The 20,006-nt window shown below is 63.6% G+C and carries 16 protein-coding genes; 10 read left to right on the top strand and 6 right to left on the bottom strand.

Annotation, left to right across the window (positions count from 1 at the left end; translation table 11 throughout):
* The first annotated feature begins 75 nt into the window (after positions 1 to 75).
* From gorA to ACPW74_RS20065, 6 genes are all read left to right on the top strand, one after another.
* The gene (gene gorA, locus ACPW74_RS20090) at positions 76 to 1,425 is read left to right on the top strand and encodes a glutathione-disulfide reductase (protein WP_048209396.1); all 1,350 of its coding nucleotides are present in this window, start codon (positions 76 to 78) and stop codon (positions 1,423 to 1,425) included.
* A gap of 325 nt (positions 1,426 to 1,750) precedes the next feature.
* The gene (kdpA, locus tag ACPW74_RS20085) at positions 1,751 to 3,433 is read left to right on the top strand and encodes a potassium-transporting ATPase subunit KdpA (RefSeq protein ID WP_425858452.1); all 1,683 of its coding nucleotides are present in this window, start codon (positions 1,751 to 1,753) and stop codon (positions 3,431 to 3,433) included.
* A gap of 55 nt (positions 3,434 to 3,488) precedes the next feature.
* Positions 3,489 to 5,546 carry a potassium-transporting ATPase subunit KdpB gene (gene kdpB / locus ACPW74_RS20080; RefSeq protein WP_425858451.1) on the top strand — a complete coding sequence of 686 codons (2,058 nt, stop codon included), beginning with the start codon at positions 3,489 to 3,491 and terminating at the stop codon, positions 5,544 to 5,546.
* 58 nt (positions 5,547 to 5,604) lie between these two features.
* On the top strand, positions 5,605 to 6,132 hold the full coding sequence (locus ACPW74_RS20075) for a potassium-transporting ATPase subunit C (RefSeq protein WP_425858450.1): 528 nt from the start codon (positions 5,605 to 5,607) through the stop codon (positions 6,130 to 6,132).
* A gap of 105 nt (positions 6,133 to 6,237) precedes the next feature.
* A complete protein-coding gene (locus tag ACPW74_RS20070) occupies positions 6,238 to 8,826 on the top strand; it encodes a DUF4118 domain-containing protein (RefSeq protein ID WP_425858449.1) in 2,589 nt (862 codons plus the stop codon).
* A gap of 38 nt (positions 8,827 to 8,864) precedes the next feature.
* Positions 8,865 to 9,548, top strand: a complete 684-nt coding sequence (locus ACPW74_RS20065; RefSeq protein WP_279980894.1) for a response regulator — start codon at positions 8,865 to 8,867, stop codon at positions 9,546 to 9,548.
* Positions 9,549 to 9,552: 4 nt separating this feature from the next.
* Here the strand turns inward: ACPW74_RS20065 and ACPW74_RS20060 are convergent, their stop codons facing one another.
* Positions 9,553 to 10,680 carry a multidrug effflux MFS transporter gene (locus ACPW74_RS20060; RefSeq protein ID WP_279980893.1) on the bottom strand — a complete coding sequence of 376 codons (1,128 nt, stop codon included), beginning with the start codon at positions 10,678 to 10,680 and terminating at the stop codon, positions 9,553 to 9,555.
* 92 nt (positions 10,681 to 10,772) lie between these two features.
* Here ACPW74_RS20060 and ACPW74_RS20055 point away from each other — a divergent pair, with 92 nt between their 5' ends.
* Positions 10,773 to 11,597: an AraC family transcriptional regulator gene (locus ACPW74_RS20055; protein ID WP_279980891.1), complete on the top strand. Its 825-nt coding sequence runs from the start codon at positions 10,773 to 10,775 to the stop codon at positions 11,595 to 11,597.
* Here the strand turns inward: ACPW74_RS20055 and ACPW74_RS20050 are convergent.
* Positions 11,527 to 11,760 (bottom strand): hypothetical protein, encoded by a 234-nt coding sequence (locus ACPW74_RS20050; protein ID WP_041214189.1) that lies wholly within the window; start codon positions 11,758 to 11,760, stop codon positions 11,527 to 11,529. The genes ACPW74_RS20055 and ACPW74_RS20050 overlap by 71 nt on opposite strands.
* Positions 11,761 to 12,043: 283 nt before the next feature.
* Here ACPW74_RS20050 and ACPW74_RS20045 point away from each other — a divergent pair, with 283 nt between their 5' ends.
* Entirely contained in the window at positions 12,044 to 13,294 is a 1,251-nt protein-coding gene (locus tag ACPW74_RS20045) for a valine--pyruvate transaminase (RefSeq protein ID WP_042864675.1), read from the top strand.
* Between the two features lie 74 nt (positions 13,295 to 13,368).
* Here the strand turns inward: ACPW74_RS20045 and ACPW74_RS20040 are convergent, their stop codons facing one another.
* Complete coding sequence (locus tag ACPW74_RS20040; RefSeq protein WP_010672292.1) at positions 13,369 to 13,809, bottom strand: Hsp20 family protein; 441 nt, start codon at positions 13,807 to 13,809, stop codon at positions 13,369 to 13,371.
* 92 nt (positions 13,810 to 13,901) lie between these two features.
* A complete protein-coding gene (locus ACPW74_RS20035; RefSeq protein WP_010672291.1) occupies positions 13,902 to 14,315 on the bottom strand; it encodes an Hsp20 family protein in 414 nt (137 codons plus the stop codon).
* A gap of 256 nt (positions 14,316 to 14,571) precedes the next feature.
* Here ACPW74_RS20035 and ACPW74_RS20030 point away from each other — a divergent pair, with 256 nt between their 5' ends.
* Together ACPW74_RS20030 and ACPW74_RS20025 are read left to right on the top strand one after the other, a co-directional pair.
* Complete coding sequence (locus tag ACPW74_RS20030; RefSeq protein ID WP_223931925.1) at positions 14,572 to 15,342, top strand: MBL fold metallo-hydrolase; 771 nt, start codon at positions 14,572 to 14,574, stop codon at positions 15,340 to 15,342.
* An 85-nt stretch (positions 15,343 to 15,427) separates the two neighbouring features.
* Positions 15,428 to 16,393: a GlxA family transcriptional regulator gene (locus tag ACPW74_RS20025; RefSeq protein ID WP_042864676.1), complete on the top strand. Its 966-nt coding sequence runs from the start codon at positions 15,428 to 15,430 to the stop codon at positions 16,391 to 16,393.
* 99 nt (positions 16,394 to 16,492) lie between these two features.
* Here ACPW74_RS20025 and gyrB read toward each other — a convergent pair whose 3' ends face one another.
* Positions 16,493 to 18,904, bottom strand: coding sequence for a DNA topoisomerase (ATP-hydrolyzing) subunit B (gyrB, locus tag ACPW74_RS20020; RefSeq protein WP_042016138.1), 2,412 nt, complete (start codon positions 18,902 to 18,904; stop codon positions 16,493 to 16,495).
* The gene (recF, locus tag ACPW74_RS20015; protein WP_010672287.1) at positions 18,901 to 20,004 is read right to left on the bottom strand and encodes a DNA replication/repair protein RecF; all 1,104 of its coding nucleotides are present in this window, start codon (positions 20,002 to 20,004) and stop codon (positions 18,901 to 18,903) included. Before recF ends, gyrB begins: the two co-directional genes overlap by 4 nt.
* Positions 20,005 to 20,006 lie beyond the last annotated feature (2 nt).

Below are 20,006 nucleotides of genomic sequence, written 5' to 3'. Positions count from 1 at the left end.
CACCGGCTCTTGTGAGCCGGCCGCTTTATCCCCATCATGCTGTGACTGCATTCTTAACGAGCGGAGAACCTCGCAATGGCACAGCATTTTGACTACATCGCCATCGGTGGCGGCAGCGGCGGCATCGCCTCAGCCAACCGGGCAGCCATGTACGGCAAGAAAGTCGCCCTGATCGAAGCCAAAGAGCTGGGTGGCACCTGCGTCAACGTCGGCTGCGTACCGAAGAAGGCCATGTGGTATGCAGGCCAGATCGCCGATGCCCTGAAATATGGCGCCGACTACGGCTTCGACACCACGCTCAACCACTTCAGCTGGGCCAAGCTGGTCGAATCACGTCAGGCCTATATCGGGCGCATTCACCAGTCCTACCAGAACGTGCTGGGCAAGAACCAGATCACTGTCATCAAGGGCTTCGCCCGCTTCGTCGACAGCCATACCGTCGAGGTGAACGGCGAGCACTACAGCGCCGATCACATCCTGATTGCCACCGGCGGCCGCCCCGAGGTCCCGACCATTCCGGGCGCCGAACTGGGTATCGACTCCGACGGCTTTTTCGACCTGCAAAGCCAGCCCAAACGGGTTGCCGTGGTGGGTGCCGGCTATATCGCCGTGGAGATCGCAGGCGTGATGCAGGCCCTTGGCTCCGAGACCCATCTGGTGGTGCGCAAGCATGCGCCGCTGCGCAACTTCGACCCCATGATCCACGAGACCCTGGTGGAGATCATGGCGCAGGAAGGGCCCAAGCTGCACACCCACGCCATTCCCAAGGCCGTCATCAAGAACGCCGACGACAGCCTGACCCTGCAACTGGAAGATGGTCGCCACCTCACCGTGGACTGCCTCATCTGGGCCATCGGTCGCGTGCCTGCCACCGACAACCTCAATCTGGCTGCCACCGGCATCACCCTGGACGAGAAGGGCTTCATCCCGACCGACAAGTTCCAGAACACCGCCGTCGCCAACCTCTATGCCGTCGGTGACAACACCGGCCGCATCCAGCTCACCCCGGTGGCTGTCGCGGCAGGCCGCCGCCTCTCGGAGCGGCTGTTCAACAACAAGCCGGGCGAGCACCTCAACTACGATCTGGTGCCGACCGTGGTGTTCAGCCACCCGCCCATCGGCACCATCGGCCTGACCGAGCCGGAAGCCGTTGCCGAGTACGGGGAAGATCAGGTGAAGGTCTACCGCAGCCAGTTCACCGCCATGTACTCGGCCCTGACCCAGCATCGCCAGCCCACCCGGATGAAACTGGTCTGCGTCGGGCCGGAAGAGAAGGTAGTCGGCCTGCATGGAATCGGCTTCGCCATGGACGAGATCCTGCAAGGCTTCGGCGTCGCCATGAAGATGGGCGCCACCAAGGCGGACTTCGACAACTGTGTCGCCATCCATCCCACCAGCGCGGAAGAGTTTGTGACCATGCGCTAACCGCATATCAAAGTCACAGCAACTTGCTACCAAACCCGGCCCAGGCCGGGTTTTTTGTGCCTTGCCCGTCCACCAGCTAGCAAAACCTCCCTTCTTTACGCCGATTTTACGCCAGCCAAATTGGGCTTTATGGCGCCTTTACGCCCGTTTTACATACCCTTTCAGCGTCAATGAGACCCATGGGATCGACACGGATATGCATCGATCCCTGACGCTAATTACCTCAACGGAGTCGTTATGAATTGGCTATATCTGCTGCTGGTCCTCGCCCTCGCGGGCTATCTGCTGCGCGCCCTCGCGCGCACTCATGAGTGAGGAACCGGATATGTGGCAAGAGATCATCTATCCCGTCGCGTTCGTGCTGCTGGTGCTGCTGCCGGCGCCTCTGCTTGGCAACTACCTGTATCGGGTGTTTGAAGGCAAGAGTCGCTGGCTGGCCCCGCTTGAGCGCGCCACCCTGGCCTGCTGCGGCACGGACGGGCGCGAGCAGGGCTGGAAGTCCTACGCCCTCAGCCTGCTGGCCTTCAACGGCGCAGGCTTCGGCCTGCTGTTCCTGATCCTGATGGCGCAGGGGCTATTGCCCCTCAACCCGCAGCAGCTGCCCGGGCTGAACTGGCAACTCGCCTTCAACACCGCGGTCAGCTTCATGACCAACACCAACTGGCAGGCCTACTCCGGCGAAGCCAGCCTCTCCTACTTCAGCCAGATGGTGGGGCTCACCACCCAGAACTTCGTCTCCGCCGCCACCGGCGCCGCCGTCGCCATCGCCCTGTTTCGCGGCATCGCCCGCCAGCAGACCACCCACCTTGGCAACTTCTGGCAGGATCTGGTGCGCTTCTGCCTCTACGTGCTGCTGCCGATGGCGCTGATCCTGGCGCTGCTGCTGGTATGGCAGGGGGTGCCCCAGAGCCTGTCTGCCTACCTGCCGTTCCACGCGCTGGAAGGCCAGGAGCAGCTGCTGCCGCTCGGCCCGGCCGCCTCCCAGATCGCCATCAAGCAGCTCGGCTCCAACGGCGGCGGCTTCTTCGGCATCAACTCGGCCCATCCGTTCGAGAACCCGACCGCCCTCTCCAACTGGCTGGAGATGGTCGCCCTGCTGACGCTGGCCGCCGCCATGGTCTGTACCCTGGGGCGCTACGTGAAGGATCTGGCCCACAGCCGCGCCATCCTCATCGCCATGACCATCATGCTGGTGCTGGGGCTCTGCCTCGCCATCGGCCAGGAGCTGAAGCCGGATCCCGCCCTCGCCCACCTCACCAGCGAAGCCGGCAACTGGGAAGGCAAGGAGAGCCGCTTCGGCCCCGTGCTCTCCAGCATCTGGGAAGTGGCCACCACCGCCGCTTCCAACGGCTCGGTCAACGCCATGCACGACAGCTTTGCCCCGCTCGCCGGCATGGTCGCCATGATCAACATGCTGCTGGGTGAAGTGGTGTTTGGCGGCGTCGGTGCCGGCATCTACGGCATGATGCTGTTCGTGCTGCTGACCGTGTTCCTGTGCGGCCTGATGGTGGGGCGTACCCCCACCTATCTGGGCAAGCGGCTCGGCATCACCGAGATGAAGTGGGTGGTCGCCAGCATGCTGGTGATGCCGGTCGGGGTATTGGTGATCGGCGGCATTACCCTGCTGATGCCGAACTCCGCCACCGTCATCGGTCACGATGGCCCCCATGGCCTGTCACGACTGATCTATGCCTACGCCTCGGCCGCCGGCAACAACGGCTCCGCCTTCGCCGGCTTTGCCGCCGCCGACAGCTGGCAGTGCATCGCCATCGGGCTGGCCATGCTGCTCGGCCGCTTCGGCTACATCATTCCGGTGCTGGCCATCGCCGGCCAGCTGGCCCGTGCCCCGCGCCAGGAGACGAGCGAAGGGGACTTCCCCGTCAGCGGCCCGCTCTTCATCACTCTGCTGATCGTCACCGTGCTGCTGATGGGGGGGCTCTCCTTCCTGCCGGTGCTGGCGCTGGGCCCGGTGGCGGAACACCTGAGCCTGCTGGGAGGAGCCTTCTGATGCTGCACCTCCGACTGATCTGCGTGACCAACTATTCGATGCAGGGAGCTTTCCAATGAGCAAATCCGCTTCAATGAGCACCGACACCATTCAGGTGAAGGGCAAGAAACAGAAATCACAGATCCTGCAGGCCATGGTGGAAGCCCTCTATCGCTTCAATCCCAGGGCGCTGTTCGGCAGCCCCATCCTGTTCACCCTCTGGCTGGCGGCCGTGATGGCGACCTTGGAGTCGCTGCTGGGGCAACCGCTCTCCGGCGTCGCTCCTTCTCTGGCCTGGCAGCTGACCGCCTGGCTCTGGCTCACCCTCTGGTTTGCCAACTTCGCCGAGACCCTGGCCGAGGGTCGCGGCAAGGCGCGGGCCGACAGCCTGAAGGCCGGCATGAGCCAGCTCAAGGCTCGTCGGGTCACCAGCCCGCAGGATGACAAGGGCGAATGGGTACCGGCCACCAGCCTGCTCAAGGGCGACCTGGTGCTGGTGCGCAGCGGCGAGATGATCCCGGCCGACGGCGAAGTGGTCGCCGGCATCGCCTCGGTCAACGAGGCGGCCATCACCGGCGAATCCGCCCCCGTCATCCGCGAGTCCGGCACCGACCGCAGCGGCGTGACCGGCAACACCACCGTCGTCTCCGACCAGATCTGGGTGCACATCAGCAACAACCCGGGCGAAAGCACGCTAGATCGCATGATTGCCCTGGTGGAAGGGGCCAAGCGGCAGAAGACCCCCAACGAGATGGCGCTGGATGCCCTGCTGGTAGGGCTGACCCTGATCTTCCTGCTGGTGGTGGCCACCCTGCCCTGGTTCCTTGACTACAACGGCACCCAGGTGCCCCGGCTCTATCTGCTGGCGCTGTTCATCACCCTGATCCCGACCACCATCGGCGGCCTGCTCTCCGCCATCGGCATCGCCGGCATGGACCGGCTGGTGAAGCTCAACGTGATCGCCAAGTCGGGCCGGGCGGTGGAAGCCGCCGGCGACGTGCGCACCCTGCTGCTGGACAAGACCGGCACCATCACCTTCGGCAACCGGATGGCGGACGAACTGATCCCGGCCCCCGGCGTGGACCCCTCCCTGCTGGCTCAGGCCGCCATGCTGGCCTCGCTCGGTGACAACACGCCGGAGGGCAAATCCATCCTGACCCTGGCGGGCAAGAGCTACACCAGACCGAGCCAGCTGGAGAGCGACATCCTCATCCCCTTCAGCGCCGAGACCCGGCTGAGCGGGCTGGATCGCAACGGCCATCACTATCGCAAGGGGGCGGTGGATGCAGTGCTGCGCTACCTCTCGCTCGATCGCAAGGCGGTGCCCGAGCTCATCCTCAAATCGGTGGACAACATCGCCCGCCAGGGCGGCACACCGCTGCTGGTCTGTACCCACGAGAAGCTGCTGGGGGTGGTGTTCCTCAAGGACATCATCAAACCGGGCATCAAGGCCCGCTTCCAGATCCTGCGCCACATGGGGATCCGCACCGTGATGATCACCGGTGACAACCCGCTGACCGCCGCCGCCATCGCCGCCGAAGCCGGGGTAGATGACTTCATCGCCGAGGCGACGCCGGAGAAGAAGCTGGCCTACATCCGTCAGGAGCAGGCCGACGGCCGGCTGGTCGCCATGTGCGGGGACGGCGCCAACGACGCCCCGGCGCTGGCCCAGGCCGACGTAGGGCTGGCCATGAACGAGGGGACTCAGGCAGCCAAGGAGGCGGGCAACCTGGTGGATCTCGACTCCAACCCCACCAAGCTGCTGGACGTGGTGCTGGTGGGCAAGCAGCTGCTGGTGACCCGCGGCGCCCTGACCACCTTCTCCATCGCCAACGACGTGGCCAAGTACTTCGCCATCCTGCCGGCCCTGTTCATCGCCGCCTATCCGCAGCTGGGGGCGCTGAACCTGATGCAGCTGGGCAGCCCGGAGAGCGCCATCCTGTCGGCCATCATCTTCAACGCCCTGATCATCGTCGCGCTGGTGCCGCTGGCCCTGCGCGGGGTCAGCCTGAAGGGAACGGCGGCCAGCCTGCTGCGCCGCAACCTGCTGATCTACGGCGTCGGCGGCCTGATAGTGCCTTTCATAGGTATCAAGCTGATCGACCTGGTCATCACCGGCCTGGGCCTAGTGTGACTACATAGTGGGGTGCAGGCCTGGCTTGTACCCCATCAATCTTTTGGAGCAAAAAATCATGATAGCAATCAGAACCCTGCTGACCCTGACCCTGCTTCTGGGGGTGGCTTATCCGCTGGCCGTCACCGGACTGGCCCAGCTGCTCTTCCCCTGGCAGGCCAACGGCAGCCTGCTCACCAATGACAAGCAGCAGGTGGTCGGCAGCGCCCTGCTGGCCCAGAAGTTCGAGCGGGCCGACTACTTCCACTCCCGCCCCTCCGCCAGCGACTTCGCCACCATAGGTGGCGGCGGCAGCAACCTGGGGATGAGCTCGCCGCTGCGGGCCGAGTTTGCCGCTACGACGGCCAAAGAGCAGCCGGAAGCCAGGGTCCCCGCCCTGCTGACCCGCTCCGCCTCCGGCCTCGATCCCCATCTGCCGCTCGATGCGGTGCTGGCTCAGGTGGAGCGGGTCGCCGGGCAACGGGGGCTGGATCCCGTTCGGCTGACGGAGCTGGTCAAGTCGGCGACACAAGCTGGTATCCTTGGCCCGCAGGTGGTCAACATTCTCCAGTTGAACCTGCAACTCGATCATCAAAAGGGCGCCTGAGGGCGCTCCTTGCCGTTCGGGAAGGCTCCCTTTCGACAACGGGGGGGACAAGCATGAACAATGAGGTCACGGCCGCGGTTCGGCCGATGCAACGGGAGCGCGGGGATGCGTGATGAAGTGAGGGCCGACGCCCTGCTGGCGAGCCTGGAACAGGAGCACAGGGGCAAGCTGAAGGTGTTTCTCGGCGCGGCCCCCGGTGTGGGCAAGACCTACGCCATGCTGCAGGCGGTGCGGGAACAGGCCAAAGAGGGGGTCGACATCCTGATCGGGGTGGTGGAGACCCACGGTCGCCAGGAGACCCTGGCCCTGCTCGACAAGCTCGCCATCCAGCCGCGCAAGCTGCACCTGCACCGCCAGCAGCGGCTGGAGGAGATGGATCTGGACGGCCTGCTGGCGCGCAAACCCGCCATCGCCGTGGTGGACGAGCTGGCCCACAGCAACGCCCCCGGCAGCCGCCACGAGAAGCGCTGGCAGGATGTGGAGGAGCTGCTCGGCGCCGGCATCGACGTCTACACCACCCTCAACGTGCAGCACCTGGAGAGCCTCAACGATCTGGTGTGGCAGCTGACCGGGGTCAGGGTCAAGGAGACCCTGCCCGATCAGGTGCTGCTGGAGGCCGACAGCCTGGTGCTGATCGACCTGCCCCCCAAGGAGCTGCTCGGCCGTCTCAAGGAGGGCAAGGTCTATGTACCCCACCAGGCCAAGACCGCCCTGCAGTCCTTCTTCTCCCTCAACAATCTGACCGCCCTGCGGGAGCTGGCGATGCAGACCGCTGCCAGCCACGTGGAGGGAGATCTGCAACTGCAGTGGCAGGCCGCCGGCAAGACCACACTGCCGCTGAGGGGCAAGCTGATGGTCTGCCTCGGCGACGAGCACGGCGCCGCCCTGGTGCGCTACGGCCACCGCTTCGCCCAGCGCCGCCAGCTGCCCTGGCTGGTGGTGCACGTCGACAGCAAGGGGCAGCGTTCCGCCGAGCAGGAGCAGGCGCTGGCGCTCGCCTCCCAGCTGGGTGCCAAGGTGTTGACCCTCTCCAGCCCGGCGGTGGCCGATGCCCTGCTGGAGACGGCCGAGCAGCAGCAGGTGTCGCAACTGCTGCTGGGCAAACCCCACAAGGCGCCGTGGCGCCGCTCCCTGGTGCAGCATCTGCTCAGGCAGGCGCAGGGGCTCGAGATCACCCTGGTGGACACAGAGAAGCGCAAACCCGGCCTGAACTGGCAACCGCTCCACCCCAAGGACATTCGCCAGAGCCTGTTGGCGGTGGTCATCATGGGGACCACCTCGGCCGCCGTCTGGGGGCTCTCCCACTGGCTGCCGCCCGCCTCCCTGCCCATGCTGTTCGTGCTGGGGGTGCTGGCCACCGCGCTCACCACCAGCCTGGTGCCCGCCATCCTGGCCGCCGTGCTGGGCTTCGTCGGCCACAACCTGCTGTTCACCGTCCCCTACTTCTCCCTCAGCGTCGCCAGCCACAGCGACCTGCTCACCCTGTTCGTGCTGCTGATCGTCGGCATCACGGCCGGACGGCTCGCCTCCCGCCAGCGCCAGCAGCTGGTCGGCCTGCGCGAGACCCAGCAGCTGGGCAACGCCCTGCTCTCCCTGAGCCAGGGGCTGGCCACCGCCAACAGTCCGGTCGAGGTGCTCAGGCAAGGGAGCCAGGCCATCTCGCTGGCGCTGGGCCAGCCGGTGTTCGCCCTCGATCGGCACTACCAGTACTGGGCCGGCTCGACCGAGCACAAACCGGGACAGACCGACAAGGCGGCCATCGACTGGTGTCTGGCCCAGAAGCAGAGCGCCGGCGCCCACACCGCCACCCTCAACGCGGCCGAGGCCCAGTACCATCACCTCAGCGATGATCTGGTGCTGGGCATACTGCTGGCCAATCCGCTCGCCTCCTCGGCCGAGCATCAGCTGCAGGCGCTGCTCACCGATATCCGCGCCGCGCTGGCGCGGATCGATCTCAACGAGCGGCTGGCCGACAGCCAGCTGCAGGCGGAGACCGACCGGATGCGCGCCGCCCTGCTCTCCTCGGTCTCCCACGATCTGAAGACGCCGCTCGCCACCATCATGGGGGCCGGCAGCACCCTGCTGGAATATGGTGACCGGATCAGCAGCGAAGACCGCAGCGAGCTGTTGCACTCGGTGCAGGAGGAGGCGCGCCGCCTGCACAGCTATGTGCAGAACCTGCTGGACATGACCCGCATCGGCTCACCCGACTTCCAGCTGAAACGGGACTGGATCGATCTGGCGGATCTGGTGGAGAATGCCCGTCGCCGGCTCGACTCCTCCTGGCGCCAGCACAAGCTGCTGGTGTACTTCGATCAGCAGATCCCCCGGCTCTATGTACACGGCGCCCTGATCGAGCAGGTGCTGGTCAACATCCTCGACAACGCCTCCCGCTACTCGCCTGCCGGCACCCCCATCGAGTTCAAGGTGATGCTGGCGGACCCCGACCTCATCATCGACATCATCGATATCGGGGTCGGCATCGCCGAGTCGGATCGGGACAAGATCTTCAATCTGTTCTACACCCAGCCGGTCGGCGACTGCGGCAGCCGCGGCACCGGGCTTGGCCTCGCCATTTCCCGCGCTATGATAGAGGTCCACGGCGGCCGCATCTGGGCATTCGCCGGCCCCAACGGCAACGGCACCTGCATGCGCATCTCCCTGCCGCTGGCCCTCAACGCACCGGCGGCCTGATGGTCGCCGCCCTTTTCAATCAGCAAACGGGAGGCTGAATGGCTCACATACTGGTCATCGACGACGAGGCGGCCATCCGCCGTTTTTTGCGGATCAGCCTGATCGCCGAAGGACATCAGGTGAGTGAGGCGGTCGGCGTCACCGAGGGGATGGCCCAGTATCGCCACCTCAACCCCGACCTGGTGATCCTGGATCTGGGCCTGCCGGACGGTGATGGCATCCAAATCCTGCACGCCATCCGCGAGCATCACGCCAATCCCGTTCTGGTGCTCTCGGCGCGGGACTCGGAGCAGGAGAAGGTGCGGCTGCTGGATGCGGGGGCCAACGACTACATGAGCAAGCCGTTCGGCGTCGGGGAGATGATGGCCCGTATCCGGGTGCTGCTGCGCCAGCGCGTCGGTGCCACCAGCGGCGAATGCCGCCACTTCCCCCACTGTGGCCTGACCCTGGACAGCAGCAGCCACAAGGTGACCCTGCAGGGCGAGGAGATCCCCCTCTCGCGCAAGGAGTTCGCCCTGTTGCAGGCGCTGGTGTGCCACCCCGGCAAGCTGGTGCAACAGACCCAGCTGCTCATCGACATCTGGGGGCCAAGCCACAAGGAGGACACTCACTACCTGTGCATCGTCATCGCCAGCCTGCGCAAGAAGCTGGGAGATAACCCCCAGCAACCCACCCTGATCGAAACTGAAGCCGGCATCGGCTACCGCTTTATCGGCAGCTGATGTTTCACGTGGAACGACGCCAACCGCAGCAAAGTGCCAGCAGACCGCATCCCCCGAGCAGCAGCCCGAGATCCTGCAAGCTGGCGGCAACCGCCAATCCCAGGCTGAGCAACAGATAGTAACCGAGCCCGAACAGGGCCCCGGCACTGCCCGCCACCTCCCGATAGGCCAGCAGTGCCTGGCTCAACACATTGGGGATCGCCAGCCCGAACGCGACCACCACTCCCGTCATGGGCAGCAGAAACCAGAGCGATGCCTGACTGGCCCACACCAGCCAACCCGAACCCGACGCCAGCACGGCGGCGAGCCGTATTAACGAGGCAGGCGTCCAGCCACGGCCCAACAGATGCTTGTTGAGCAGGCTGCCCACCAGGGTCGCCAGCGCCAGCACGATGCCGGAGTAACCAAACTCGCCAGCGCTCAACCCCAGACTGGCAAACAGAAACGGCGCCAGGCTGTAGTAGCCGAACAGCATGGTGTTGAACAGCGCCACCAGGGCGGCGCTGCGCCACAAGACGGTATCACGCACCATCCGGCAGGCCAGCGGCCAGAGTGCGACCCTTTGGGTAGTGGCCGGGCGGGTTTCCGGCAGTTGCCAGCAAGCCATCAGCAACAAGCCGATTGCCAGCGCCAGCAGGGCGCCGAATACCCCGACATAACCCAAGCCATCAGCCAGCAGGCCACCGCTCACCAGCCCCAGTACCGGGCTCAGGGAGAGCGCGATGCCCATCACCGAAAAGACCCGTGCCAGATCGCTGCCCTGATAGCTGTCGCGCAGCATGGTCTGGGTCACCACGGAACCCACGGCGGCGCCGAAGGCCGCGATGACCCGGGCCAGCAGCAGGGTTTCAAATTGAGTGGCCAGCAACGCCAGCAGAGTGCCGGCGCCATAGGTCAGCAGCCCCGCCAGCATGGCGGGACGCCGCCCGATGAGATCGCACACTCGGCCCCAGCAGACCACGCCCGCCGCAAACGCCAGAAAATAGACCGACAGGGTCTGGGACGCCTGCCCCTCGCTCACCCGAAACTCCGTGGCGATATGGGTCAGCACCGGGCTGTAGATGGTCTCCACTATCTGGGGAAACATCATCAATCCGACCACCAGCCAGCGCGGTGGCAACCTGTTGTTCATGACACACCTCCTTCACAAGAGGTCGCCATTCTAGAGAGGGATAACTTGTCCGATTACAATAAGGCGGACTATAAACAGCAAGAATCGGACACATGGCCTTTATTCTTCCCGATCACCCCTTTGATCCGGACCAGCACGACGGCAGCGCCATCGGTATTGCCGCCGCCCTCGGCTGGCACGACTCCGGCCGCCATCAGCACCAGCGCCACCAGCTGCTGTTCGCCCAGGCAGGCTGCATGACCATAGAGCTGGACGATCAGGTCTGCCTGCTGCCGCCGACGCGAGCGGCCTGGTTGCCAGCAGGCCTGCCCCACCGGGTGTTGATGCGCGGGGTAGTGGCCTATCGCTCCCTCTACTTCCAGCCGGAGCCCGCGTTGCCAAACGAGATGGCGGTGCTGGCGGTCAACCCGCTGCTGCGGGAGATCATCGAGCGGATGGCGCTCTGGCCGTGGGACAAGCCGGCGGCGGAGCAGCATTGCACGCTGGCGTTGTTGCAGGAGGAGCTGGCGCAAGCGCAGCGGGAATCCTGGCAGTTGCCGCTGCCGTCAGACGGACGTCTGACCGGCTGGCTGCAGGAGATAAAGCGGGGTGACACCCTGCCCGATCGGCTCAACCGGCTGGCCGAACGAGTGGGTGCCAGTGACAAGACCATAGGCCGCATCTTCATGCGGGAGACCGGCATGAGCTACCAGGCCTGGCGCCAGCAGTGGCGACTGCTGCGGGCCATGGAACTGCTGGCCGAAGCCGAGCCCATCAGCCGGGTAGCCGCAGCCCTGGAGTTCGCCAGCGACAGCGCCTTCATCGCCTTCTTCAGGCAGCACACGGGGCAGACCCCCTTGCGCTACCTCAGCTCTCGGGATGAGTCGCATCGGCCGAGCTCGCCTCCACCACCAGGGTCTCCAGGGCCAGCGGCTTGAGGTTGTGGATGGCCTCTGCCACCACGTCATGGGAGGCCTGCTGCTGCAAGGCCAGCATCTCCTGCTGCAGGGCGGCGCTGTCCAGCTCGGGTCTGGGGTTCTCGGCGGCCATGGCATTCAGGCTCAGGCTGCTGGCAATCAGGGTAGCGATCAGGATCTTCATCTGGCGTGCTCCGGTGTGGTTGAGATGACCACATAACTATTCCAATAGTTGTGCCAGATTTATAACAACATGATTTTATTGATATAAATGATTTTTTGATGCTGCCACCCCCCTTCCTGAATCGAATATTGGTTATTTTAAAACCTATAAATGGTTTTTTTTACCACCTCCATCATGGCAACCCTGTTCCACGTGAAACGCCCCGTTTTTTTGATCGACACCCGCTTTTGAAGTGAGCTATGGTGCTAGCTCCCCCCTTAACTGACTCTGGATTTGCCACCGAATGGAATTCTCCTTGTTCGGCGAGAAGTTCACTCGCCACGCCGGTATTACCCAACTCATGGACGACCTCAATCAAGGGCTGCTGAATCCCGACGCCATCATGCTGGGAGGCGGCAATCCGGCCCCCATCCCCGCCATGCTGGAACGCTTTCAGGCCGAGGCCAATACCCTGCTCGACAACGGCGAACTGATCAAGGCCATGGCCAACTACGATGGCCCCCAGGGCAAGGACAGGTTTACCAAGGCGCTGGCCGCCCTGCTCAGCAAGGAGCTGGGCTGGGAGATCTCCGCCCGCAACATCGCCCTGACCAATGGCAGCCAGAACGCCTTCTTCTATCTGTTCAACCTGCTGGCCGGCGAGTTCGCCGACGGTCGCAAGAAGAAGGTGCTGTTCCCCCTGGCCCCCGAATACATCGGCTATGCCGACTCGGCCCTCTCGGACGATCATTTCGTCGCCTACAAACCCACCATCGAGAAGCTGCCCGACGGCCAGTTCAAATACCACGTGGATTTCGAAAGCCTGCAGGTGGGCGACGACATCGGGGTGATCTGTGTCTCCCGGCCGACCAACCCCACCGGCAACGTGCTCACCGACGAGGAGATCGAGCACCTCGATCAGATCGCCCGTGACAAGGGGATCCCGCTGCTCATCGACAATGCCTACGGCGTGCCCTTCCCCGGCATCATCTTCAGCGACGCCAAGCCGTTCTGGAACGCCAACACCATCCTCTGCATGAGCCTCTCCAAGCTCGGCCTGCCGGGCACCCGTTGCGGCATCGTCATCGCCGACGAGAAGATCATCCGGGCCATCACCAACCTGAGCGGCATCATCAATCTGGCGCCGGGCAGCCTGGGTCCGGCCATCACCATTCCGATGATCGAGAGCGGTGACATCATCACCCTGAGCGAACAGGTGGTGAAACCCTTCTACCAGCAGAAAGCCACCTTCGCGGTCCAGCTGCTGCGCGAGGCCATTCCGGATCCGCGCTTCCACATCCACAAGCCGGAGGGAGCCCTCTTCCTCTGGCTCTGGTTCGAAGACCTGCCGATCCACTGCCAGGAGCTGTATGAGCGACTGAAGGCGAAGAACCTGCTGATCGTGCCCGGCCACTACTTCTTCCCCGGCATCGACGACCCCGAGTGGCGCCACAGCCAGGAGTGCATCCGCCTCAACTATGCCCAGAGCGAAGATCTGGTGCGTCGTGGCATCGCCATCCTGGCCGACGAGATCAACGCCCTCTACGCCGGTTGATTCCCCCTTCGGCATGAAAAAAAAGAGGCCTGCAGATACAGGCCTCTTTTCTATCAGGTGGTCAGCGATGTTGTTTAACCGGGCAGTGCCAGCTGATCGGGTTTGCCGATGGGGATGGCACGGGGCTTGAGCGCTTCCGGCAGCTCCCGGGCCAGCTCTATGGTCAGCAGACCGTGCTCCAGCCTGGCCCCCTGCACTTCCACGTGCTGGCTCAGCTTGAAGGCGAGCTCGAAGTCCCGCTCGGCGATCCCCTGATGGAGGAATTGGCGCTCGCCCATGGTGGCGACCTTGCGCCCCTTCACCTTGAGGGTGCCATTTTCGGTCTCCAGCTCCAGCTCATTGCGATCGAAACCGGCCACGGCAACCGTGATGAGGTAGCTGTCGTGATCCCGCTTTTCGATGTTGTACGGGGGGTAGGCCGAGGTCTTCTGATCGAACAGGCCTTCCAGCTCGCGGGCCATCCGCTCGAAGCCGACGGCATTGGAATAGAGATGAGAAAAATCGAGGTTACGCATGATCCTATCCTTCTATAAAGCAACAGGGTTTACTCTCCACGGGCCCGCCATCGGCACCCGGGAAACATCAGCAATGCAACGAGGTCAGGCTGTCAGCCGTTGATCTCGATCTTGCGGGGCTTCATCGCCTCGGGCACTTCGCGCACCAGGTCGATGTGCAGCAGACCGTTCTTCAGGTCGGCCCCCTTCACCCGCACGTAGTCGGCCAGCTGGAAGCGACGCTCGAAGCCGCGTTCGGCAATGCCTTGGTAGAGGTAGTTGCGCTCGGTGTCGGCCTGCTTGCTGCCCTTCACCGTCAGCAGATTTTCCTGGAAGCTCAGCTCCAGCTCTTCCTGGGTAAAGCCCGCCACCGCCATGCTGATACGGTAGTCGCTGTCACCCAGCTGCTCGATGTTGTAGGGGGGATAGCCGGCATTGCCATTGCTGGCGGCAGATTCGATGAGAGTGGCCAGACGATCGAAACCGATGGCAGAACGATAGAGCGGAGAAAAGTCGATAGAACGCATAGTATTACCCTCTTGTGAGCGATAACGGATTGTTTGCCCTCCTGATGGACGGGCACCTGGTCGAAACCTCTGTCGAGCGTTCCGGCCTTGTTATCTATATAGGGGCCAGCATTTGGCTTTCAAGGGGTAAAAACAAAAGAAATGCAGGCCATCAAGAATGGCCCGATTAGATCGATAATAGGCCTGCGGGCCACTCATGATCCGTCCCTCATCCCTCCATACTGGCCGTGTCCCCAACGAGAAACCGGAGCACGCCATGAAGATTACCCAGGTTCGCAACGCCACCCTGCTCATCCACTACGCAGGAACCCGCTTCCTCATCGACCCCATGCTGGCCCCCAAGGGGAGCTACCCCGGCTTCGAAGGCATGGCCAACAGCCATCTTCGCAACCCCCTGGTCGAGCTGCCGCTGCCCATGGCGACCCTGCTGGAGGTGGATGCGGTGATTGTCACCCATGACCATCTGGATCACTGGGACGATGTCGCGAAAACGAAGATCCCCAAGCACCTTCCCCTGTTCGTGCAGCATCAGAAAGATGCCGACACCATGAGGGGATGCGGCTTCGAGGATGTGCGCCTGCTGGGCGAGGTCGGCGAGTTCGCCGGCATCCGCCTGCAACAGACGGAAGGCCGGCACGGCAGCGATACCATCATGGCCCTGCTGGGGGATCGCCTTGGCGAGGTCAGCGGAGTGGTCTTCTCCCATCCCGCCGAAAAGACCCTCTATCTGGCCGGCGACACCGTCTGGAATGCCCAGGTTGAACAAGCGCTGCACCGGCACCAACCCGAGGTCGTCGTCCTCAACTGCGGTGATGCCCGGGTGACGGGTCTGGGCGCCATCATCATGGGCAAGGAGGATGTGGCCGCCGTCTATCAGGCCGCCCCGCAGGCCACCCTGATCGCCAGCCACATGGAGGCGGTCAATCATGCCCTGCTGTCCCGGCGGGAGCTGCGCGACTACCTGGACAGCCAGGGGATGGCCGCCCGGGTACGGGTGCCCGAGGATGGCGACATCATGGTGCTCTGAGCGAGAGGCCCGGCACCACATGGCCCTTCGGCTTTCTGTTGCTGCCCCGTATGATGGGGATCCGAGTGCAAAGGAGTCTGCCACCATGCCCCGTCCCCTTATCGTCGCCGTCATCACCTTCGATCGCTTCAGCCCCTTTCACTGCTCGGTGCCCTGCCTCATCTTTGGCGACAAGATGATGCCGGGCCAGTCGTTGTTCGAGCTGAGACTCTGCGCCGGGGATGACACGCGGCAACCCGCCTCCTCCCAGGGCTTTCGCATGGAGGCCGACTATGGCCTGGAGGGCCTGCTGGAGGCGGATATCATCATCATCCCCTTCTGGCGCGATCCGGCCGAGCGCCCCGCCCAACCCCTGCTCGATGCCCTGGTTGCCGCCCGGATCAGGGGAGCCCAGATCGTGGGGCTCTGTCTCGGCACCTATGTGCTGGCCTATGCCGGCCTGCTGGACGGGCGCGGTGCCGCCACCCACTGGGAATTTGAACAGGAGTTCGTCCAGCGCTTCCCCCGGGTGCGGCTCGATACCAATGCCCTCTACGTCGACGACGACGGGCTCATCACCTCGGCTGGCACCGCCGCCAGCCTGGACTGCTGCCTCTATCTGGTTCGCCAGCATCACGGCAGCCAGATTGCCAACAAGCTGGCCAGGCGGCTGGTGGTGCCTCCCCACCGGGAGGGTGGCCAGGCCCAGTTCATCGAGCAGCCGGTACCCGCCTCCACCCGGGATGCCAGGATCAACCAGCTGTTCGATCACCTGCGCCTGCACCTGGCCGCGCCCCACACCCTGGACAGCCTGGCGGAACATTGCATGATGAGCCGACGCACCTTTAGCCGCCGCTTCCAGCTCGCCACCGGTCTCTCCCTCGGGGAGTGGCTGATGGCGGAGCGTCTGCGCCGCAGCCAGACGCTGCTGGAGTCCAGCTCCCACACCGTGGAACGCATCGCCGAACTGGTGGGGCTCGGATCTGCCACCATATTGCGCAAGCACTTTCGCGCCCGCTTCGGGGTGTCGCCGCGGGAGTGGCGCCGCACCTTTCGCGGTGACAGAGTCTAGGTCCCTCATGTTTCACGTGGAACGCGCCCTCTCCCTTCCATCCAGAAAACAAAAAGCCGCTCACGAGGAGCGGCTTTTGATGGTTGTCGGACCGTCTGATTAGACGTCGAGGTTGGCAACCCGCAGGGCGTTGGTCTCGATGAAGTCGCGACGCGGCTCTACAGCGTCACCCATCAGGGTGGAGAAGAGCTGGTCGGCGCCGACCGCATCGTCGATGGTGACACGCAGCATGCGACGGGCTTCCGGATCCATGGTGGTTTCCCACAGCTGCTCCGGGTTCATCTCGCCCAGCCCTTTATAGCGCTGGATGTAGATGCCACGCTTGCCTTCGCCCATCAGCCACTCGACCGCTTCAACGAAGCTGGCGACCGGCTTCACCTTCTCACCACGCTTGATGTAACCGCCTTCCTCGATCAGGTTGGCGATCTCCTTGCCCAGGGAGACCAGCTGACGGTACTCGGAGGATTGCAGGAAGTCATAGCTCAGCGGATATTCACGGTCGACCCCGTGCTGGCGTACCACGGCGTGGGGCACGAACAGGCTGCGCTCCTCGTCGCGGCGTACCTGCATCTGGTACTGGATGCCGTGGTTGCTCTCGTTGAGCACGGCCTCCATGCTCTGGCACCAGGCCTGCAGATCGCTCTCGCTGGCCAGCAGGGTTTCGTTCAACTCAGGCTGATAGATCAGCTGGGTCAGCACGGCTTCCGGGGCGCGGCGGGACATGCGGGTGATGAGGTGAGTCACGGAGCGATGCTGGTTGACCAGACGCTCCAGCGCCTCGCCACCGATGGCCGGGGCAGACTCGTTGACGTGCAGGGTCGCACCGTCCAGCGCCATGGCGGTCTGGTACTGCAACAATGCGTCTTCGTCTTTCAGGTACTGCTCCTGTTTGCCCTTCTTCACCTTGTAGAGCGGCGGCTGGGCGATGAAGACATAGCCACGCTCGATGATTTCCGGCATCTGACGATAGAAGAAGGTCAGCAGCAGGGTACGGATGTGCGCACCATCGACGTCCGCATCCGTCATGATGATGATGTTGTGATAGCGCAGCTTGTCCGGGTTGTACTCGTCGCGACCGATGCCACAGCCCAGAGCGGTGATCAGGGTGCCCACCTCCTGGGAGGAGATCATCTTGTCGAAACGGGCCTTCTCCACGTTCAGGATCTTGCCCTTGAGGGGCAGGATGGCCTGGTTCTTCCGGTTGCGACCCTGCTTGGCGGAGCCGCCAGCAGAGTCCCCTTCCACGATGTAGAGTTCGGAGAGCGCCGGGTCTTTCTCCTGACAGTCCGCCAGCTTGCCGGGCAGACCGGCGATATCCAGCGCGCCCTTGCGGCGGGTCAGTTCGCGGGCCTTGCGGGCCGCTTCACGGGCACGGGCCGCATCGATGATCTTGTTGACCACGATCTTGGCGTCGCCCGGGTTTTCCAGCAGAAAGTCGGCCAGCTTCTCACCCATCGCCTGTTCCACGGCGGTCTTCACTTCGGACGAGACCAGCTTGTCCTTGGTCTGGGAGGAGAACTTGGGATCAGGCACCTTGACGGAGATAACGGCAATCAGACCTTCACGGACGTCGTCACCACTGGCGGCGGACTTGGCCTTCTTGCTGTAGTCCTCCTTGTCCATGTAGTTGTTCAGCGTCCGGGTCAACGCGGTACGGAAGCCCACCAGGTGGGTGCCACCATCCCGCTGCGGAATGTTGTTGGTGAAGCAGTAGACCCCTTCCTGATAGGCGTCGTTCCACTGCATGGCGACTTCGACACCGATGCCGTCCTGCTCTGTGGTGAAGTGGAACACCTTGGGGTGGATCGGGGTCTTGTTCTGGTTCAGGTACTCGACGAAGGCCTTGATGCCCCCTTCGTAGCAGAAGTGGGCCTCGCGGCCGTCACGCTCGTCCATCAGACGGATGGAGACGCCGGAGTTGAGGAAGGAGAGCTCGCGCAGACGCTTGGCCAGGATCTCGTAGTGGAACAGGGTGTCGCTGAAGATGGTCGGGCTCGGCCAGAAGCGAACTTCGGTCCCGGTGCCGGTGCTGTCACCAATCTGCTTGAGGGGTGCCTGCGGCTCGCCCAGGTGATAGGTCTGCTCGTAGACATGACCGTTGCGGCGGATGGTCAGCAGCAGCTTGTCGGAAAGCGCGTTCACCACGGAGACGCCCACACCGTGCAGACCGCCGGACACCTTGTAGGAGTTGTCATCGAATTTGCCGCCGGCGTGCAGCACGGTCATGATGACTTCGGCGGCGGAGCGGCCCTCTTCCGGGTGGATGTCCACCGGAATGCCGCGACCGTTGTCGCGCACGGAGACGGAGCCGTCGGAATGGATCTTGACCTGGATATCGGAGCAGTAGCCAGCCAGAGCCTCGTCGATGGAGTTGTCGACGACCTCGAACACCATGTGGTGCAGGCCCGATCCATCGTCCGTATCGCCGATATACATCCCCGGGCGCTTGCGGACCGCATCCAGGCCCTTGAGCACCTTGATATTCGAGGAGTCGTAAGTATTTTCACTCATAGCTTACTCTCTGCCTTCTCTAACGTTTCGGAGATCTTGCCTTGTTCCACGTGGAACAGCTTGCAGTCACTCGCATCCATCATGTCTGCGAGCTGACCGGTATCGATGGCGGTGATGAACACCTGGGACGCGCACTGCTTCAGCCTTGCAGCCAGCAGACGACGTTTGTCGACATCCAGTTCAGAGGCAAAATCATCAATTAAAAAAATACAGCCGCGGCTGCTATGTTGATTCAAATAGAGCCCTTGGGCCAGCCGCATGGCACAGACCAGCAACTTCAGCTGACCCCTGGACAAAATATCCTGCGCGGGCACGCCGTTCGCCTTGAGCCGCACGTCCGCCTTCTGCGGACCGACCCCAGTGTACCCCAGCGAACGATCCCGTTCGAACCCCGCCTCCAGCAATGCATCGAGGGGAGTGTCTTTTTCCCAGCCTCGATAGAATCCAAGACTGATATCGAACTCCGGCAGAAAATCTGCCGTCATCTCCTTGATCAGGGGCGTAATGGCCTGACAATAACTGGCGCGAAAACCCGCCAGCTCGCCACCCAGTCGCACCAGCTCCTGATCCCAGAACGCCAGTTGACGATACTGGGTGCTCTGGCGCAGCAAGGCATTGCGCTGCTTCAACAGCCGACGCACCCGCCCCCAGAGGGAGAAGAAGGTCGGCTCCTGATGGAAAACACCCCAGTCGAGCCAGGCCCGGCGAGCCTGGGGGCCACCGGTCAGCAGGCTGAAACCATCGGGGTGGATCAACTGTACCGGCAACAGCTCCGCCAGATCGGCCAGGCGCTGGGCCTGGGCACCGGCGATCTTGAGCTGGGTTTCGCCCCCCTTGTCCTTGGCAAGCCCGATGGGCACCTGACGCCCCTCCAGCTCGCACTGGGCAAACAGGGTAAAGGCCCGCTCGCCCTGGCGGATGACCCGCCCGGTCAAATGGGTACGAAACGAGCGGCCGAGACCAAGGTAATGAATGGCTTCCAGCACGCTGGTCTTGCCGCTGCCGTTGCTCCCGACCAGGATATTGAGGCCGGGAGACAGCGCAAGACTGGCGTGCTGAATGTTGCGAAAGTCGCTGAGCTGGAGTTTGACCAAGGACACGA

The organism is Aeromonas sp. INTO2, assembly GCF_049860605.1.
In the GTDB taxonomy this organism is placed as follows: domain Bacteria; phylum Pseudomonadota; class Gammaproteobacteria; order Enterobacterales; family Aeromonadaceae; genus Aeromonas; species Aeromonas caviae.
This window is presented reverse-complemented; position numbering and strand designations above follow the sequence as displayed.

Excerpts from the sequence above, each read along its gene's own strand:
- ACPW74_RS20045 (WP_042864675.1), top strand. The coding sequence starts at position 12,044 with ATGGAATTCTCCTTGTTCGGCGAGAAGTTCACTCGCCACGCCGGTATT.
- kdpA (WP_425858452.1), top strand. The coding sequence starts at position 1,751 with ATGTGGCAAGAGATCATCTATCCCGTCGCGTTCGTGCTGCTGGTGCTG.
- ACPW74_RS20050 (WP_041214189.1), bottom strand. The coding sequence starts at position 11,760 with ATGAAGATCCTGATCGCTACCCTGATTGCCAGCAGCCTGAGCCTGAAT.
- ACPW74_RS20035 (WP_010672291.1), bottom strand. The coding sequence starts at position 14,315 with ATGCGTTCTATCGACTTTTCTCCGCTCTATCGTTCTGCCATCGGTTTC.
- ACPW74_RS20070 (WP_425858449.1), top strand. The coding sequence starts at position 6,238 with ATGCGTGATGAAGTGAGGGCCGACGCCCTGCTGGCGAGCCTGGAACAG.
- gyrB (WP_042016138.1), bottom strand. The coding sequence starts at position 18,904 with ATGAGTGAAAATACTTACGACTCCTCGAATATCAAGGTGCTCAAGGGC.
- ACPW74_RS20075 (WP_425858450.1), top strand. The coding sequence starts at position 5,605 with ATGATAGCAATCAGAACCCTGCTGACCCTGACCCTGCTTCTGGGGGTG.
- ACPW74_RS20025 (WP_042864676.1), top strand. The coding sequence starts at position 15,428 with ATGCCCCGTCCCCTTATCGTCGCCGTCATCACCTTCGATCGCTTCAGC.
- ACPW74_RS20055 (WP_279980891.1), top strand. The coding sequence starts at position 10,773 with ATGGCCTTTATTCTTCCCGATCACCCCTTTGATCCGGACCAGCACGAC.
- ACPW74_RS20030 (WP_223931925.1), top strand. The coding sequence starts at position 14,572 with ATGAAGATTACCCAGGTTCGCAACGCCACCCTGCTCATCCACTACGCA.
- gorA (WP_048209396.1), top strand. The coding sequence starts at position 76 with ATGGCACAGCATTTTGACTACATCGCCATCGGTGGCGGCAGCGGCGGC.
- ACPW74_RS20060 (WP_279980893.1), bottom strand. The coding sequence starts at position 10,680 with ATGAACAACAGGTTGCCACCGCGCTGGCTGGTGGTCGGATTGATGATG.
- kdpB (WP_425858451.1), top strand. The coding sequence starts at position 3,489 with ATGAGCAAATCCGCTTCAATGAGCACCGACACCATTCAGGTGAAGGGC.
- ACPW74_RS20065 (WP_279980894.1), top strand. The coding sequence starts at position 8,865 with ATGGCTCACATACTGGTCATCGACGACGAGGCGGCCATCCGCCGTTTT.
- ACPW74_RS20040 (WP_010672292.1), bottom strand. The coding sequence starts at position 13,809 with ATGCGTAACCTCGATTTTTCTCATCTCTATTCCAATGCCGTCGGCTTC.